Source organism: Flavicella sp. IMCC45537, from assembly GCF_057197705.1.
In genome coordinates, this window is sequence record NZ_CM170067.1 from 1,012,236 (window position 1) to 1,029,059 (window position 16,824).

Genomic DNA, 16,824 nt, shown 5'->3' on the forward strand with positions numbered 1-16,824 from the left:
CTATTATATCAAAGGTGCTTTTCAAATGAAAAGCACCTTTTTTTTTACTATTAATTTAAAATAACAATTATGAAAACAACAACGAAAAAAATTATGAAAGCATTAAAAAACATTTCCATGGTCCTATCATTCCAAAATAGAAAAGTTCCAGAAAGCTACATCCCCATTTATATAACTCATTGATTAAAAATTATGAAAACGCAATACCCAATACAAACAAACACTTACAGTTTCAACATTGCAAAAAGCGATGTAAACAACAACAAAACATTATTGCCATCTGTTTTATACAACAAAATGGAATCTACCGCCAAACAATTCTTAAAAGGCATAGAAGAGCAAAAAAATATACAGCAACATCTTTTCAAATTAAATGTTTTACAGCATGCCTTTTTAAAAGATAGACTGAAAATTACGCATACCATTCAAAAATTAGACTCAAAAGAAATTCTATTTACGGTATTGGTTCATAGAGAAAACAGTGTTCACAAAGAAATAATTTGTAACGCGACTTTCGGGTTTACTATAAACAATAAGCAAAGCTTAGATATTGCCTCTTAATAAAAATGCTGGTACTAATTTAGTATCAGCATTTACTTTACTCATTATCCCGTTTGAATAACCTACCTTTGCATCTTATACATAATTTATGACATTCAAAGATTTAGAGATCATTGCTCCAATTCAGGAAGCTCTTGACTCAAAAGGATATACAACTCCCACACCTATTCAAAGACAAGCAATTCCCATTTTATTAGAAGGAAATGATTTATTAGGTTGTGCTCAAACAGGAACTGGTAAAACAGCCGCTTTTGCTATTCCAATCATTCAACAACTTTTTATTAGTTCAAATACTAAAAAAAGACCAAAACGCATTAAAGCCTTAATCGTTACTCCTACAAGAGAATTAGCGATTCAAATTGCGGATAACTTCACAGAATATTCGAAAAACACACATCTAAAAAATACCGTGATTTTTGGAGGTGTTAAACAAGCCAGCCAGGTTGGAAGGTTAAAACAAGGAGTTGACATATTAATAGCTACTCCTGGAAGATTGTTAGATTTAATCAATCAAAACTTACTTTCTATAAGATATATTGAACATTTTGTTTTAGATGAAGCAGACCAAATGTTAGACATGGGCTTTATCAATGATATCAAAAAAATATTGAGGCTTTTACCTGAAAAAAGACAATCTCTTTTTTTCTCTGCAACAATGCCCAACAATATTAAAGAGCTATCACAAACTATTTTGCACAATCATCAAAGTGTAACCATCAAACCTAAACAAGCTACCGCAGAAAAAGTTGGACAGTCTATTTATTTTGTTAAAAAAAGTGATAAAACAAAACTTTTGATAGACATTATCAATGAAAACCCCAAATTAACAACCATCGTTTTTTCTAGAACCAAACATGGAGCTGATAAAGTGGTAAAAAAATTAGCACAAGCAGGTATTAAATCTGCTGCAATCCACGGTAACAAATCTCAAAACGCAAGGCAAAGAGCTTTAGGTGCTTTTAAAAATGGGGAACTAAATATTTTAATAGCAACGGATATTGCGGCTAGAGGGATTGATGTATCTGACTTGGCTATGGTAATTAACTTTGATTTACCCAACATCCCTGAAACCTATGTACATCGAATCGGTAGAACAGGAAGAGCTGATGCTAGTGGAAATGCTATATCATTTTGTGATGTTGAAGAAAGACTTTATTTGAGAGACATCGAAAAGCTCATCAATCAAAAAATCCCTGTTATAGAAAGTCATGATTACGTTGACGACAGCAAAGAATCTTTTGAGAAAAAGGGACCTTCTAAACAAAAACAACAAGCAAGAAGAAAGGGAAACGCCAACAAAGGAAAACCAAAAAACAGACGTCAAAACCAGAATCGTAATTAATTAAAAATTTCACTTTTCATTTAACTCAAATGTAAATATTTCGTTATTCTTTTACCATTTGTTTAAAAAATAAAATAAACATTAGCATTTTTAACAATATAATGCTAAATTTGGTTACAACTAATTATAATTAATTTACAAAAATGAGTAAAGGTACAGTAAAGTTCTTCAATGAAACTAAAGGTTTTGGATTCATTACAGAAGAAGGATCAAGCAATGAACATTTCGTTCACGTAACAGGTTTAATCGATGAAATCCGTGAGGGTGACGAAGTAGAATTTGAATTACAAGAAGGAAGAAAAGGTATGAATGCAGTTAACGTAAAAGTTATCTAAACACATATTTTAAAGTATTAAAAAGCCTATCAAATAATTTGATAGGCTTTTTTATTTTATATGAATTTTATGGTTTACTCTTTAATTACCCGAATTACTTTCTCATTAATTTTTAGTAAATAAACACCGCCTGACAATCCTTCTAAACTCAAGCTATTATTGCTTTTACTTAATTCACCCTGCGATACTAGTGTACCTGACATGTCAAATACCTCATAAAAACTATCTTGGTTTATATTTAGAACGGTTACTTTCGAATTAGCTGGATTTGGATACACACTAATAGCTGAGCTTTTTTTCTGAAATTCTGAAACTGACAAAGCATTTAAATCAAACACTTTGATATTATCTATAGCCATATCCCCAGCAAATGTTCCACCACGAACAGCTCTAAAGAAAAATCTAACTTCTTGATTTGCATAAGTATTCAAATCCACAGTGGCCGTTAGGAAATCATCTGACGTATCACTTTGCTGTTCTCCTTCAAACTGCTTTATTAAGCTAGAAACACCATTTTCATCAACAATATAGAGCTGTAAATCACCCATTTCGTTACCTACCATATGATAATCAAAACTTATAGTCGGTGTTGTAAAAACACTCAAGTCTACTGCATAGTTTAAATATAAATCTGCTGTAGACCCGTAATCGGTATCTACATTGCTATTAGCCTCTAAGTAAGCATAATACCCTGATCCACCTGAACCAGCTTCAGGCCCCGTGCCATTAGATCCGGTTGCCCCTGTATTCACAAACCATTTTGCACTTGTAACAGCTTCTTGTAATAAACAATCCTCATCATCTATCACAAATTTTGAGTTATACGTTTCAAAATCTTCTAAAATAACTTCCTGGACAGTGGCACATAAAGTGGAAAAACTATTTAATTGAACCCATTCACTTTGCTCTTCTTCAGTACATAGAGAACGAATATAAACATCGTAGGAAGTATCTTCACTTAAACCAGTTATTTCATGTGAGTTTTGAGAGACAACTACCATTGTACCTGTTCCCTGAGAAAATCCGTTTATCCCATATTCTAGCTCCCAACTAGATTCTTGATAACCTTGACTCCATTCTATATCTACAGAGGTTGAACTCCATGATATCGCTTTAAAATCAGTCGGCTCTTCACAAGCCTTTAAAGTTGATCTTTCGGTAATTCCTTCCCAAATACTTTTGTTATCTTCTCCACAAACCGCTCTCACATAGAATTCATAGCTCGTATCCGAATCTAGATTTGTAACTACATAAGGATTCGTTGTGATGTTCGAAATGATCACGCCTTCTCCATTATCATTCGTAAAATCTTTCGGTCCATACTCAATCTCCCATTCTGTTTCGTCTCCCATTACAGCCCATGAAACACTAATAGAACTTGGTGTACTGTTACTACTTTTAATATTATCTGGTTTAGGACATGTGTAGGGTGTAGTAAAGTTTGAAGATTTTACCCAATTAGAAAAATCCCCAGCTCCGCAGCTAGCACGTACATATACTTCGTAACTCGTGTTTTCCGTTAAATTCGTTGCAGTATAACTATTTTGAACTATGGATTCTCCGGCAACATTAGGCTCATCTAAACTAGATTCTTGAACAATTATCTCCCAAGCAGTTTCACTATATCCAACTGTAAAATTAATAGTTGCTGAAGTATCCTCAATATCTGACACAAGAATATTTGATGGGTCTGAACAACTTGTATTCACCACACTAACATCATCAACCATCCAGTAATTACCTTCTACCCCTAAATCGTCAAAAACAAACCTTACCTGCATCACAGCATTTTTGTAGCTTGCAATATCAATTTCCACCGTTTCAGAACTAAATAATAATGAGTTTCCTGCATGGGTATGAACAGTTACCCAACTAGTCCCATTATAAACTTGAAGCAAAGCTATATCGTCATTATCACTACCATTATAAGACTCATCAAACTTTAATATTAACTTTGTAGCAGCACTAGAGTCAAAAACAGGAGTTAACAGCGTTTCTTTAAATGCAATGGCTTGAGATTTTGCAGCTACGCCCATAAATGGACCTTCTTCTCCGCCTTCTCCTCCACCTCCATGACTAAAGTTATTCGATACATATGCAGCATCTGTTTCACCAATTCTAAAAGAATCCAAATCTCCCGAACTCCAAGAATCCCCTGTTGCTGAGCCCTCATCAATTGCACTGAAACTTCCCAATCCAGAATCAAAATTTTCTGAGATGTACGTTTGTGCCACAATAATATTGAAAGATATCAACAATAGAAGCAATAAATTTTTCTTTAAAACATTCATAATAGTAATATAATTTTCATTTGTAATAGGTATTTATAAAACAATTGAATGTTTGTTTACCCTACTTATAAAAACTATTTTTTTACTTTTCTTACTCTTTTTAAAATCAAATGATTGATTGGATTGATCCCTAATCCTGATACATTTTTTTGTGTAAAACGAACCACCTCATCATAATATAATGGGATAACAGGAGCGGACTCCATTAACAAACTATCCATTTTTTGATATAGTTTTTCGCGCTCATTTTTATCAACTGTTCCCAATGATTTTTCAAACAACATATCGTATTGTTTATTTGAGTAATGAGTATAATTAGGTCCATTAGGAGAAAACTTCTTGCTATGGAAAATAAACAAATAATTTTCTGCATCTGGATAATCAGCAACCCAACTTCCTCTAAAAACACTCAATTGGCCATTCACTTTTGTTTGTCGCAATGTTGATGGTGGCATCACGTCAATCTCTACGTTCAAACCTGTTTTCTCAACCTCACGCTGAATATATTCGCACAAATCTAAATATTGACTATTCGTACTTATTGTAACGGACGGATTTAAATCTCCTGTCTCATCCATATAAGACTGCACCATTTTTTTTGCTTTCTCAGGCTGATAATCATAACCTTTCATATTATTAAAAGAAGGCAAACCTTTTGGAATAAATCCATTTACTGCAGGTGTACCTATACCATTTCTTAAATAGAATATCATTTTTTTCCTATCAAAGCCATAGTTTAAGGCTTTTCTTATTTTCAAAGACTGAACTTCATTTTCATCTGCATCCAAATAAACCCCCAAATACTCTGTATTCAAATAAGGTCCTTTTACCATATTTATCTTAGATTCATAAGTCTCTGTAAGTACCCCAGACGTTGTTAGCAATTCATCTTTATAAGAAGCATCAATACTATTTAAAAAGTCTAAATTACCCTGAACAAACTGTAAAAACTCACTTTGTTTGTCCGGTAAAAATGTGATCGCTACTGCTTCAATATATGGCAAACTCTGCCCTTTACTGTCTTTTTCGTAATAGCTATTATTTTTTCTAAAAACCAACTTTGTATTTTCCACCCACAATTTAAAGTAAAAAGGCCCCGTTCCTATAGGATGTGATCTAAAATTATCCTTAAAATAATTGATGGCCTCTTTGGGTACTACCGAACAATAACGCATACTCAACAAACTTAAAAACGGAGGAAACGCTTGTTTCAATCTTATGGTAAAGACAGAATCATTTTTCGCTTCAAATTGAGAAACATGCTCTAAAACCCATTTTCCAGGTGACGCTACTTTTGGATCTAATAATCTATTAAAACTATATTCAAAATCCTTTGCTACAACCTTTCTAGTAGAATCTCGACCAAATAGTTTATGCTTATGAAAATACACGTCATCCCTTAATGTAAATTCATATTTTTTTCCATCCTCAGAAATGGTCCATGACTTTGCAATATCTGGCTGAACCTGCAAAGAGTCGTTCAACTGCACTAAACTATTGAATAATTGATTGGTAGCCCAAATTGTACGTAAGTCCTTTGCAAATGCAGGATCTAAAGTCGTAATGTTTGCCGCTTCATTATAACGAAACACTAAGTTAGATGAATTTTTTGTATTTACTTTAGAACAAGAAAACAAAACCACCAATCCAAATAAGCTGATTAAAATTTTACTAGCGAAACTATTCAAACTAAGATTATTCATACATTTTTTAATAATTCAGCGTAACAAACTGAAGCTTTAAGTTAACTATTTTGATGCTAATAATTCAGTCGAAAACGTATAAAAAAATTGAGTTTAAAGACTTACTTTTGTAAGCGACAAAAGTACAAGAATGAATACAGATAAAAAAGTAGCTTTTTACACTTTAGGATGTAAATTAAATTTTTCAGAAACCTCAACAATTGCTAGAAGTTTTCAAGAAGAAGGATTCAAAAGAGTTGATTTTGAAGAAAAAGCAGATATATATGTGATCAACACATGTTCCGTAACAGATAATGCTGACAAACGCTTTAAATCCATCGTAAAAAACGCTTTAAAGAAAAATAATGATGCCTTTTTAATTGCTGTAGGATGCTATGCACAACTTAAGCCAGAAGAATTGGCAAATGTAGAAGGGGTTGATTTGGTACTAGGAGCTACTGAGAAATTTAAAGTTACGGATTATATAAATGATCTTTCCAAAAATGATATGGGTGAGGTGCATTCCTGTGAAATTTCTGAAGCCGACTTTTATGTTGGCTCTTATTCTGTTGGAGATCGCACAAGAGCCTTTTTGAAAGTTCAAGATGGATGTGATTATAAATGTACCTATTGTACGATTCCTTTAGCAAGAGGAATCTCTAGAAGTGATACGCTTCAAAATGTTTTAAAAAATGCAGAAGAAATTTCACAAAAAGACATCAAAGAAATTGTTTTAACTGGGGTCAATATTGGTGACTATGGAAAAGGTGAATTTGGAAATAAAAAACACGAACATACTTTTTTTGAATTAGTTCAAGCTTTAGATGAAGTAAAAGGCATTCATAGATTAAGAATTTCTTCTATTGAACCCAATTTGCTCAAAAATGAAACCATTGATTTTGTTGCAAACAGCAAAACTTTTGTTCCTCATTTCCATATTCCTTTGCAGAGTGGTAGCGATACTTTGTTAAAATTAATGAAAAGACGCTATTTGCGTCAGGTTTATACAGATCGTGTTTCTGCAATTAAATCAAAGATGCCCAATGCTTGCATTGGTGTAGATGTTATTGTAGGATTTCCTGGAGAAACAGATGAATTATTTCTTGAAACGTACAATTATTTAAATGAGATGGATATCTCCTATTTGCATGTGTTTACGTATTCTGAAAGACCTAATACAGAAGCGACTGACATGGAAGGTGTTGTCTCTGCCAATGTTAGAAAAAAACGTAGTAAAATGCTCCGTGGCCTCTCTGTTAAAAAAAGACGTGCATTTTATGAGAGTCAGATTGACACGGAACATACTGTATTATTTGAAAGCGAAAACAAAGAGGGGTACATTCAAGGTTTTACCGAAAATTATGTAAAAGTTAAAACTCCCTGGAACCCGAATTTAGTGAACACCATACATAAAATTAAGCTGACAAAGATTGATGAAGATGGACTTGTACGTTTCGATTTTCTCTAACCATTTTTTTAATGTACCTTCTTATTTATGAAAAAACATATTTATTTCATTCCCGGTACAGCCGCTAATTCTAAAATTTTTGATCGTATTAAACTTGACGATCAAAAATATGAAATACATTATCTAACATGGCACATCCCATCTTCCAAAAATCAGAACATTAAATCTTATGCTAAAGAATTATGTGCTCAGATTAAACACCAGTCCCCAATCCTAATTGGTATTTCCTTCGGCGGAATTATGGCACAAGAAATAAGTAAAATTATTGATTATGAGAAGCTTGTTATTATCTCTAGTATAAAAAACAAACATGAATTACCAAACTCTCTACAGTTGATAAAAAAATTGAAACTGTATGTTTTTGCCCCTACTAGATTTATTGATCCATTGGAGAAAATTTTAACTTTATGTTTTGGAAATAAAGCGAAAAAACAAATAGAAGTATATAGAATGTATCTTTCACAAAGAAATCCCCTGTACCTCAAATGGGCCATTAAAGAAATTTTATATTGGAATCAAGAAAAAAGTATTTCTGATATTATTCATATCCATGGAACAAGTGACTTTATTTTCCCTATTACGAATATTCAAAACTGTATTTCTATAAAAGATGGATCACATGCTATGATTTTAACAAAGGCTCAGAAAATAAATAAAATTTTATCTAGAGAATTAGCATAATGGCTCGAAATTTGTAACTTTAAGTTTACTCGAATTAACCATTTTGAGTCTTACTAAATTTCTATAATTATGCGCACCTTCAAAACATATATTTTTGCAATTATATTGATAATCTTATCTTCTGCTATATTTATTTATAGTACCGAGGAGCCTACTAAAAACACCAGTGATACTTATCAAATAAAAGCGCTTAAAATCCCTAATAACCTCACTTTTGCTGGAGAAAACATTCCTTTAAATAAACCAGACGTCAGAGAACGTATTGACAAAGAGTTATTAGTAAACACCTACTGGCAATCCAATGCTTTGCTTTTGATAAAAAGGTCACACAAATTTTTTCCTATCATTGAACCGATTCTAAAAAAGAATGGAATTCCAGAGGATTTTAAATACTTAGCAGTTATTGAGAGTGGTTTAGAAAATGTTACCTCTTCTGCCGGTGCCAAAGGCTTCTGGCAATTAATGCCGCATACAGCAAAAGAGCGAGGACTTGAAGTAAATAATAATGTAGATGAACGTTATAATATTGAAAAGGCCACGGAAGCTGCTTGTCAATATTTACTGGACTCAAAAGAAAAATTTGGTACTTGGACCTTAGCGGCCGCTGCATATAATGCTGGTAATAGAGGAATTTCAAGAAATCAAGAAAAACAACAGGTAAACGATTACTATGATCTATTACTTAGTAGTGAAACACAGAGATATGTCCCACGAATAATCGCCATCAAAGAAATTCTTTCTCACCCACAGCATTATGGATTTATTTTTGACAATGAAGATTTATATGAACTTTCTAAAACGAAATTGATATCTGTGGATACCGCTATTCATAATATTGCTTCTTTTGCAAAAGAAATGAATTGTAACTATAAACAAATCAAATTACACAACCCTTGGTTAAGAGAAAACCACTTGAATAATAGATCTCGAAAACAATATCAGATAAAAATACCTGAATAAAAAAATATAAATGACCCTCACAACTACCATTTTAATACTCATATTCATAGGAATAACTGCTGGTATCATAAGCGGACTTGTTGGGATTGGAGGTGGTATTATTATGGTACCCCTATTTGTTTTTCTTTTAGGCTACACCCAACACGGAGCACAAGGGTTAAGCTTAGCCATCATGCTACCACCCGTTACTTATTTTGCAGTTTCTAACTATCACAAAGCAGGTGAAGTCAATTGGAAGTATACTATTATTGTGGCACTCTTTTTTACTGTTGGTGGTTTTTTAGGTTCAGAAATAGCAATCCGTATCGATCAAGTTTCATTAAAAAAAGTCTTTGGTGTCGTAATGTTCATAGCAGGAATCAAAATGTACTTTGGAAAATAAATATCTATGCAAAAAAACAAACCCATTCTTATCCTTATCGGAATTGGCATCCTAGCAGGAATTTTAAGCGGGCTAGTTGGTGTGGGTGGTGGAATCGTTATGGTACCTCTTTTTGTTTATTTACTAAACTTTACTCAACATAACGCACAAGGATTGAGCCTGGCGGTAATGCTTCCACCTGTAACCTACTTTGCTGTCAACAATTACAGCAACACAGCCCCAATCAACTGGTACTATATGATTACCATAGCGATATTATTCTCTTTAGGTGGTTTTATTGGTTCAAAAATTGCACTAAAAATCAATCAAAAATCGTTGAAGAAAATTTTTGCAGTTTTACAAATAATCGTTGCAGTAAAAATGATTTTTGATTTCTGATACTATCTTTATATGAAAAGGGAACTCTCAACAACTTTTTGATACTCCTGAACCATATCGTTAATTATTTCTTGAGCCGATTCAATTTCGTTAATCACACTAGCTATCTGTCCTATTTCCATCATTCCTTCCAACATTTCCCCTTCAAAAATTCCTTTTTTCAATCTACCCTTTCCTAAAAAATCTTTTAATTCAGAAGGCGTATGATGCTTTGAGAATTGAAGCAGCGTATCGTAAAATTCATTTTTTATCATTCTAACTGGGGCTATCTCTTTTAACGTAAGCATTGTATCCCCTTCTTGCGTGGACAATACGCGCTCCTTAAAATTTTGATGAGCGGAAGATTCGATACTCGCAGCAAATCTACTTCCCACCTGAACACCATCAGCACCCAACACCATAGCAGCGAGCATTCCACGCCCAGTAGCAATACCACCTGCCGCAATCAATGGAATCTCAAGTCCTTGCTTTACTGTAGGAATTAAAGTAAAGGTAGTGCTCTCTTCCCTTCCATTATGACCTCCTGCTTCAAAACCCTCTGCAACTACGGCATCTACCCCGGCGTCCTGAGCTTTTAAAGCAAACTTCAAACTACTTACAACATGAACTACAGTAATTCCATGCTCCTTTAATTTTGAGGTATATAATTTAGGATTTCCAGCAGAGGTAAAAACAATTTTCACTTTTTCCTCAATAACAATTGATATCAACTCTTCTATATTTGGATATATCATTGGAATATTTACTCCAAAGGGCTTATCGGTTGCTTTCTTACATTTTCTTACATGAGACCGAAACATCTCTGGATACATAGAACCAGATCCAATTAATCCTAGTCCACCTGCATTACTTACAGCGGCAGCCAATTTATACCCACTTACCCAAACCATTCCTCCTTGAATGATTGGATATTTTATTTTAAATAAATCTGTAATTTTATTTGATTTCATTAATTCGCTTTACTATAAAATTCTATTTCTAGTTTTTTATTAATTTAACGGAACGTCTATACTTACCTTTAACCAACTCCAAAAAATAAACACCACTTTCTAAAGTGCTTACATCTATTTTAGCATCTTTGTTTGATAAAGACTTCTCTAGGACTAATTGTCCTAAGACATCATAAAAATATACTTTGCTCCCAAGATCCGGCTCTTTCAAAGCAACAAACAAATAATTATTTACCGGATTGGGATAAATTTGTATTTCATCAAGAACTAATCTACTGACACCTAATGACTCATAAATAGATTGGTAATTAGGGATACCATAACCATATTGATCAGATGGATTTTCAAATTTATTTGCAGATGTTAAGATCAGGTTTTTTATCTCACTAGCGGTTTTATTCGGAAAAGCCTGCCACAAACAAGCACTCATACCTGCAATAATTGGACCTGAAAATGAAGTTCCGCTTGAAATTGAAATATTCCCAGCACTGTTGATTACATAAACACTTTTTCCATGTGCGACCACCTCCGGTTTTACTCGGTTATCTGCTGTTGGGCCAAAAGAACTAAAACTTGCTATCACTCCATTGGAATCTACTGCTCCAACTGACAAAACAGATGCAACATCTGCCGGTGCACTTATATACTTCCAAGAACTACTTCCTTCATTCCCTGCCGAGGTAACTAATAAAATACCTCTAGATGATGCAATTTCCGCCCCTCTAGAAATAAATGTTGTATTTCCATCCATATCTGAATACGAATAATTATAACTAGAGTCATCAAATGTGGTATACCCTAATGAGGTATTTATAATATCTACACCAATGCTATCCGCAGTTTCTGCAGCTTCTACCCACAAACTTTCCTCTAAAGGTGTTTCTGAACTTGCATCTTCTGTTACAAATAAATAAAATTGAGCATTTGGTGCAGTACCTATATATTGATCATCTATATAAGCGCCTATTGTAGACAAAACAGATAACCCATGTGTATTTCCAGTATCACCATAAAAGTTAGAATCTCTATGGACATAATCATACCCCCCTAATATCTCTCCGTTGCTTAGATTAGCATCGTGCAACCTAGAAAAGGCGGCAAAATTTTCTACCCCCTTGAACCCTGCATCTAAAACGGCAATTTTAAGACCATCACCTAAATATCCCAAGTCATGTAAAAAGTCGCCTGAAAGCATTGCTATTTGATTTTCTGTAACTCCATAATCTAACTCAGAGGACACTGTGGTTTCCAATTTAAATTTACTAGTAGACCTTTTGAAGCTTCCCTTATTAAGACTATGGTCTTTAAACTGAATAGAGTCTACAATACTCAAACTGTTCAATAAATTAATATCCGTTGCTGTTCCTTTAACATGTAATGCATTTAACCACTTTGACTTTGCCAAAACAGTGATACCGGAACTCTGAGAAATCGATGTGATATAACTTCCTTCAACCGGAACATCTTTCAAATCCAAACTAATACCTTGTGCCGTTCTTCTATCCAAAGACTTTTGACTCAGCATTAATATTGGAGAAGCCAAATAGGCACTTGAAGAAGGCTTGTCCTTAAAATAAACCCAAGCATCCTCCTCTTGAGAAAAACACAACGAACTCAATATACAAAACGTAAAAACCAAAACTTTCATCTTAACAATTTACAATTTTAGAAATAAAAAAAGCGAATGAAACAACCATTCGCTTTTTTTCATACATTTTAGATTAAACCAACTTCTTTGCGTTTTTAACCTTTTGCTTAGTCAATGCAATTTTAATCACATCACTCATTTCGGTTACATAATGAAATTTAAGTCCTTTTAAATAAGATTCTTTAATTTCATCTATATCACGTTTATTCTCTGCACAAAGAATAATCTCTTTAATATTCGCTCTTTTTGCAGCCAATATTTTCTCTTTGATTCCACCAACTGGCAATACTTTCCCTCTCAAAGTAATCTCTCCTGTCATAGCCAAATTCGATTTTACTTTCTTTTGAGTCAAGACAGAAACTAATGAAGTAAGCATTGTAATCCCAGCACTAGGACCATCTTTTGGTGTTGCTCCTTCAGGAACATGAATATGAATCTTATAATCATCTAACACTTTCTGATCGATTCCAAATTCTTCAATATTCGCTTTAATGTATTCTAGAGCAATTGTCGAGGATTCCTTCATCACTTTTCCAAGGTTACCTGTAATTGATAATTCTCCTTTACCTTTAGACAATATAGATTCAATGAATAATATATCTCCCCCAACACTTGTCCAAGCCAATCCGGTTACAACACCTGCAACATCATTGTTCTCATATTTATCTCTTTCCATTTTGGAAGCACCCAAAATAGTGACTATGTCATCATTGGATAACTTTACATTATACTCATCTTCCATTGCAATGGACTTGGCTGCATAACGTACCACTTTTGCTACTTGCTTCTCTAAACTTCTTACTCCAGATTCCCTAGTATATCCAGTAACAATTTTTTCTAATTGCGCCTTTCCAACTTTCAACTGATCAGTTGTCAAACCATGCTCCTTTAGCTGTTTTGGTAATAAAAACTTTTTGGCGATCTCCGTTTTTTCTTCAATCGTATAACCAGAAACATTGATCAATTCCATACGATCTCTAAGCGCCCAAGGAACCTCTCCAATATTATTTGCTGTTGCTATAAAAAGAACCTTAGAAAGATCATAACCAACCTCTAAATAATTATCGTAAAACTCTGTGTTTTGCTCTGGATCTAAAACCTCTAACATTGCCGCTGAAGGATCTCCACCATGACTCGATGCTAACTTATCAATTTCATCTAAAACAAAAACTGGATTCGATGTTTTTGCTTTTTTCATATTTTGAATCAAACGCCCAGGCATCGCTCCAATATAAGTTTTTCTATGTCCTCTGATCTCAGATTCGTCTCTCAAACCACCTAAAGACATACGAATGTATTTTCTGCCCAAGGCTTCTGCCACAGATTTACCCAAAGAAGTTTTACCTACTCCTGGAGGGCCATACAAACAAATAATTGGAGATTTCATATCTCCTTTTAATTTCAGAACCGCCAAATGTTCAATAATTCTTTCCTTAACTTTTTCAAGACCAAAATGATCTCTATTAAGAATTTTATCAGCACGTTTTAAATCAAAATTATCTTTAGAATATTCATGCCAAGGTAGATCTAACAATAACTCTAAGTAATTTCTTTGAATTGAATAATCCGGCATTTGAGGATTCATTCTCTGCAATCTGCTAATTTCTTTATCAAAACGAGCCTGAACTTCTTCTCCCCACTTTTTGTCTTTGGCTTTTTCCTTCAATTCAACCAACTCCTCATCATGAGAAACACCTCCCAACTCCTCTTGAATTGTTTTCAATTGTTGTTGAAGATAATATTCTTTCTGCTGTTGATCCATATCAACACGCGTTTTGGATTGAATGTCATTACGCAATTCCAATCGCTGCAATTCCTTATTCAATTCCTTTAGTGTTGTGATTGCACGTTCTTTTAAAGAACTTTTTTCTAATAAATTTTGCTTCTTCTTCACACTCAAATTCATGTTCGAAGAAATGAAATTCACAAGAAAAGACTGACTTTGAATATTTTTAATTGCAAAAGCCGCTTCTGACGGTAAATTAGGATTCTCTTTAATTACCTCTAAGGCAGATTCAGTTACAGAAGACATGATTTCCTTAAACTCATCCGTATCCTCAATAAAACTATCCTCTAGAAAATCTTGTGTAGTGGCTTTCAAATAAGGTTCTTCTTGAATAACCTCTTTTACTTGAAAACGTTTTTTACCTTGAATGATAACTGTTGTATTTCCATCAGGCATTTTTAAAACACGTAAAATCTGAGCTACAACCCCTATCTTATGAATATCTTTTTCGGTTGGCTTCTCTACAGAAGGATCTATTTGAGAAACAACTCCTAATATTTTATCACCACTATTTACATCTTTTATCAATTGAATAGATTGATCCCTACCTGCAGTAATTGGAATTACAACACCAGGAAACAAAACCGTATTTCTTAAAGGTAAAATTGCAAGTGTCTCAGGGATTTCTTCTTTATTGATCTCTTCTTCATCTTCTGCTGTCATTAACGGGATCAACTCTGAATCCTCATCAAGCATATTTTGTAAAGACAAACTGTCTATTTTTATAACTTTTGAATTGCTCATAAATATGTTTTACTGTCAAACTGACATTATTTCTTAACTAAACTTCCAATCGAAATTATACAATTCCTTATAAACCCTATTAATACATGGAGTTCTGAAGTTTTACGTCTTATAACAATAAATATTTCAATTCTCGTGCCAAGTCTCACAATCAGACAAACTGTACTATCCAAATTTCAATCCAATTCGTCAACCAAGTGAAATTTAAAGTACATCTCTTCACCATCTCTTTCAATCAATAAATCTACACGTCTATTTTTCTTTTTATAAAAATGTTCAATGATATCACCATAAGTTTTATGATGCACTGCTATATCATCAATTTCTAATATGATATCCCCTTCTTTTAAGCCCCCTAAATCACCCGGAGAACCTTTCCTGACATTGGCTATGATATAAGAAGGTTTTAATGCAAAATGATAATCTAAAGAAACTAAATTATCGGTTTCTATTAAATTTACACCAGGCTGTCTAAACTCTAGAACCATAACACTTCCATTATAATTTATCTCTAAACCGCTCATGTTGTAATAGAATTCTTCTTTATACCTAGAATTCTTTTTTAAGTACATTTTTTCATTTCTATAATCAAACCAAACCGTAAATCGCTTTAAAATCCCAGCTCCCAAAGTACCATTTCTACCCTTTATTCTTTTCGCTTTTCTAGCGACATCTTCATCTAAAAAAGAAACAATAGGGTTTCCAAAATCATACCCACCAAACGCAAATGTCTCAATCCTGGCCTTATCTCCATGAATACTCCCTGTCAAACTCTCCCCTAATAAATCTGTAAAATACTTAGGCGGTAATTTTTCAAATTTATTTTCATCTTTAAACAACCATAATGCCTCAGTACCTCCAGTATCTATTAATAATTTAACAGGTTTATGTGCGGTATCATTTTCAAATATCTTTACCTCACCTTCCATATAAGGCTTGTCGTTATGAAAAACTAAATCAATCGTTTTTACTTTAGTCTCTTTATGCTTTTTTTCATAATAATATTCACGATCATAAACATATATTCTATTTTTTTTATAGTCGACTTTAATAACATTATTTCTAAAAAAATCTGCTCCTATCAAACCATGAATAACGATACCCGTTTTTGCAGAAAAATTCAATTTTTCATCTTTCAATAGAAAAAATTCTTTATTTGGAAGCACCATGCTTTTATACCTCACAGTATTCCCCATAGATACATAAGCCTTCACCGGATCGCCATATCCAAAACCACGAAGATTGACAATTCTCAAAGAATCTTTGATAAAAAACTTTCCGTTTTCTCCTAAAAACAGAATATTACCTTTAACACCGGTATCCAAAATAAAATCTCCTTTAACACCATTTAATTCCAACGGAAGGATGATTAAATTATTTATAAATTTAAATTTAATGCTTTGATATTTTTTGCCGGGGTGCAAATTTGAAACCCTTTGTGCCTTCACAGAAAAAGCAAGAAACAAAAGAAATATGCAGGCTATTTTCTTCACTGGGCTCATTTTTTTTCTAAGTTACAAAAGAATTCTATTTTTTCTCAAAAAAAACAAGCTATTATTGAGGCTTTTAAGCTAAAAAAATTAAATTTGTACGCTATTTTAAATTACAATTTTCAC

Annotated in this window: 14 protein-coding genes; 8 read left to right on the plus strand and 6 right to left on the minus strand. The window is 33.2% G+C overall.

The features are described 5' to 3' along the window. Positions 1-192 precede the first annotated feature (192 nt). From AC2DGP_RS04745 to AC2DGP_RS04755, 3 genes are all read left to right on the plus strand, one after another. On the plus strand, positions 193-561 hold the full coding sequence (locus tag AC2DGP_RS04745) for a hypothetical protein (RefSeq protein WP_484491874.1): 369 nt from the start codon (positions 193-195) through the stop codon (positions 559-561). An 88-nt stretch (positions 562-649) separates the two neighbouring features. Continuing rightward, positions 650-1,903, plus strand: coding sequence for a DEAD/DEAH box helicase (locus tag AC2DGP_RS04750; RefSeq protein WP_484491875.1), 1,254 nt, complete (start codon positions 650-652; stop codon positions 1,901-1,903). A gap of 143 nt (positions 1,904-2,046) precedes the next feature. After that, positions 2,047-2,238 carry a cold-shock protein gene (locus AC2DGP_RS04755; protein ID WP_300320482.1) on the plus strand — a complete coding sequence of 64 codons (192 nt, stop codon included), beginning with the start codon at positions 2,047-2,049 and terminating at the stop codon, positions 2,236-2,238. Between the two features lie 74 nt (positions 2,239-2,312). On the opposite strand, the gene AC2DGP_RS04760 is transcribed toward AC2DGP_RS04755, so the two are convergent. Both AC2DGP_RS04760 and AC2DGP_RS04765 read right to left on the minus strand, forming a co-directional pair. Further along, on the minus strand, positions 2,313-4,529 hold the full coding sequence (locus AC2DGP_RS04760) for a fibronectin type III domain-containing protein (RefSeq protein ID WP_484491876.1): 2,217 nt from the start codon (positions 4,527-4,529) through the stop codon (positions 2,313-2,315). A 74-nt stretch (positions 4,530-4,603) separates the two neighbouring features. Further along, a complete protein-coding gene (locus AC2DGP_RS04765; RefSeq protein WP_484491877.1) occupies positions 4,604-6,232 on the minus strand; it encodes an ABC transporter substrate-binding protein in 1,629 nt (542 codons plus the stop codon). Positions 6,233-6,362: 130 nt separating this feature from the next. On the opposite strand from AC2DGP_RS04765, the gene mtaB reads away from it, so the two are divergent. The 5 genes from mtaB to AC2DGP_RS04790 all read left to right on the plus strand — a co-directional run bounded on the left by mtaB (position 6,363) and on the right by AC2DGP_RS04790 (position 10,080). After that, positions 6,363-7,679, plus strand: coding sequence for a tRNA (N(6)-L-threonylcarbamoyladenosine(37)-C(2))-methylthiotransferase MtaB (mtaB, locus tag AC2DGP_RS04770; RefSeq protein ID WP_484491878.1), 1,317 nt, complete (start codon positions 6,363-6,365; stop codon positions 7,677-7,679). A 27-nt stretch (positions 7,680-7,706) separates the two neighbouring features. After that, positions 7,707-8,360: a YqiA/YcfP family alpha/beta fold hydrolase gene (locus AC2DGP_RS04775; RefSeq protein ID WP_484491879.1), complete on the plus strand. Its 654-nt coding sequence runs from the start codon at positions 7,707-7,709 to the stop codon at positions 8,358-8,360. A gap of 69 nt (positions 8,361-8,429) precedes the next feature. Beyond that, a complete protein-coding gene (locus tag AC2DGP_RS04780) occupies positions 8,430-9,320 on the plus strand; it encodes a lytic transglycosylase domain-containing protein (RefSeq protein ID WP_484491880.1) in 891 nt (296 codons plus the stop codon). 10 nt (positions 9,321-9,330) lie between these two features. After that, positions 9,331-9,702: a TSUP family transporter gene (locus tag AC2DGP_RS04785; protein ID WP_484491881.1), complete on the plus strand. Its 372-nt coding sequence runs from the start codon at positions 9,331-9,333 to the stop codon at positions 9,700-9,702. Positions 9,703-9,708: 6 nt separating this feature from the next. Next, positions 9,709-10,080 carry a TSUP family transporter gene (locus AC2DGP_RS04790; RefSeq protein ID WP_484491882.1) on the plus strand — a complete coding sequence of 124 codons (372 nt, stop codon included), beginning with the start codon at positions 9,709-9,711 and terminating at the stop codon, positions 10,078-10,080. 8 nt (positions 10,081-10,088) lie between these two features. Here the strand turns inward: AC2DGP_RS04790 and AC2DGP_RS04795 are convergent, their stop codons facing one another. The 4 genes from AC2DGP_RS04795 to AC2DGP_RS04810 form a co-directional block, all read right to left on the minus strand. Continuing rightward, positions 10,089-11,030 (minus strand): NAD(P)H-dependent flavin oxidoreductase, encoded by a 942-nt coding sequence (locus AC2DGP_RS04795; protein ID WP_484491883.1) that lies wholly within the window; start codon positions 11,028-11,030, stop codon positions 10,089-10,091. A 28-nt stretch (positions 11,031-11,058) separates the two neighbouring features. Beyond that, entirely contained in the window at positions 11,059-12,678 is a 1,620-nt protein-coding gene (locus tag AC2DGP_RS04800) for a S8 family serine peptidase (RefSeq protein ID WP_484491884.1), read from the minus strand. Positions 12,679-12,751: 73 nt separating this feature from the next. Next, the gene (gene lon / locus AC2DGP_RS04805) at positions 12,752-15,208 is read right to left on the minus strand and encodes an endopeptidase La (RefSeq protein WP_484491885.1); all 2,457 of its coding nucleotides are present in this window, start codon (positions 15,206-15,208) and stop codon (positions 12,752-12,754) included. Between the two features lie 176 nt (positions 15,209-15,384). Continuing rightward, complete coding sequence (locus tag AC2DGP_RS04810) at positions 15,385-16,710, minus strand: PDZ domain-containing protein (RefSeq protein WP_484491886.1); 1,326 nt, start codon at positions 16,708-16,710, stop codon at positions 15,385-15,387. Positions 16,711-16,824: the final 114 nt, after the last annotated feature.

Excerpts from the sequence above, each read along its gene's own strand:
- lon (WP_484491885.1), bottom strand. The coding sequence starts at position 15,208 with ATGAGCAATTCAAAAGTTATAAAAATAGACAGTTTGTCTTTACAAAAT.
- AC2DGP_RS04760 (WP_484491876.1), bottom strand. The coding sequence starts at position 4,529 with ATGAATGTTTTAAAGAAAAATTTATTGCTTCTATTGTTGATATCTTTC.
- AC2DGP_RS04750 (WP_484491875.1), top strand. The coding sequence starts at position 650 with ATGACATTCAAAGATTTAGAGATCATTGCTCCAATTCAGGAAGCTCTT.
- AC2DGP_RS04780 (WP_484491880.1), top strand. The coding sequence starts at position 8,430 with ATGCGCACCTTCAAAACATATATTTTTGCAATTATATTGATAATCTTA.
- mtaB (WP_484491878.1), top strand. The coding sequence starts at position 6,363 with ATGAATACAGATAAAAAAGTAGCTTTTTACACTTTAGGATGTAAATTA.
- AC2DGP_RS04800 (WP_484491884.1), bottom strand. The coding sequence starts at position 12,678 with ATGAAAGTTTTGGTTTTTACGTTTTGTATATTGAGTTCGTTGTGTTTT.
- AC2DGP_RS04790 (WP_484491882.1), top strand. The coding sequence starts at position 9,709 with ATGCAAAAAAACAAACCCATTCTTATCCTTATCGGAATTGGCATCCTA.
- AC2DGP_RS04795 (WP_484491883.1), bottom strand. The coding sequence starts at position 11,030 with ATGAAATCAAATAAAATTACAGATTTATTTAAAATAAAATATCCAATC.
- AC2DGP_RS04745 (WP_484491874.1), top strand. The coding sequence starts at position 193 with ATGAAAACGCAATACCCAATACAAACAAACACTTACAGTTTCAACATT.
- AC2DGP_RS04775 (WP_484491879.1), top strand. The coding sequence starts at position 7,707 with ATGAAAAAACATATTTATTTCATTCCCGGTACAGCCGCTAATTCTAAA.
- AC2DGP_RS04785 (WP_484491881.1), top strand. The coding sequence starts at position 9,331 with ATGACCCTCACAACTACCATTTTAATACTCATATTCATAGGAATAACT.
- AC2DGP_RS04765 (WP_484491877.1), bottom strand. The coding sequence starts at position 6,232 with ATGAATAATCTTAGTTTGAATAGTTTCGCTAGTAAAATTTTAATCAGC.
- AC2DGP_RS04810 (WP_484491886.1), bottom strand. The coding sequence starts at position 16,710 with ATGAGCCCAGTGAAGAAAATAGCCTGCATATTTCTTTTGTTTCTTGCT.
- AC2DGP_RS04755 (WP_300320482.1), top strand. The coding sequence starts at position 2,047 with ATGAGTAAAGGTACAGTAAAGTTCTTCAATGAAACTAAAGGTTTTGGA.